1 protein-coding gene and 1 pseudogene are annotated in these 406 nt (G+C 36.0%); one reads left to right on the top strand and one right to left on the bottom strand.

Annotated elements, in window-relative coordinates; all coding sequences use genetic code 11:
- On the top strand, nucleotides 1-173 hold a 173-nt coding region (locus tag J7R10_RS09180; RefSeq protein WP_208436519.1), incomplete at its 5' end, for a 3-methyl-2-oxobutanoate hydroxymethyltransferase.
- Here J7R10_RS09180 and J7R10_RS09175 read toward each other — a convergent pair.
- Nucleotides 165-406: pseudogene (locus tag J7R10_RS09175) on the bottom strand (hypothetical protein); the annotation flags it as partial. The gene J7R10_RS09180 and the pseudogene J7R10_RS09175 overlap by 9 nt on opposite strands.

Below are 406 nucleotides of genomic sequence, written 5' to 3'. Positions count from 1 at the left end.
TGGTTATGGAAGATATGTTGGGCTATGGTGCTCATGTGCCAAAATTTGTACGCCGTTATGGAGACCTTAAACAAGCAATGGAAACTGCAATAAATAATTATGCAGAGGATGTCACATCTCGTGCTTTCCCAGCGGATAATGAAGTTTATAAACTAAAATCCACTTCAGTTTAAGATGAAAAGTTTGACCAGAGAACATTTGTTATTTTGATAATGAAAGTGCATTATTTCATATATCTTGTATGCAATTTGAGCTATGATTTTTTCCATTTCTTTAAGGGAGTCACTCTTCTCATGCAAAACAGAACGCCATTGGGATACTAAGTCATGTGTGTTTTTTAAGAAATCTTTCTTAAGCAACTCAACTCCTATCTCGCGACGGCATCCGTGAATGGTATATAAAAAGC

The organism is Bartonella vinsonii subsp. berkhoffii ATCC 51672, from assembly GCF_902825225.1.
Lineage (GTDB): Bacteria > Pseudomonadota > Alphaproteobacteria > Rhizobiales > Rhizobiaceae > Bartonella > Bartonella berkhoffii.
Note: the sequence above shows the minus strand (reverse complement) of the source record. Positions and strands in the feature narration are given on the sequence as shown.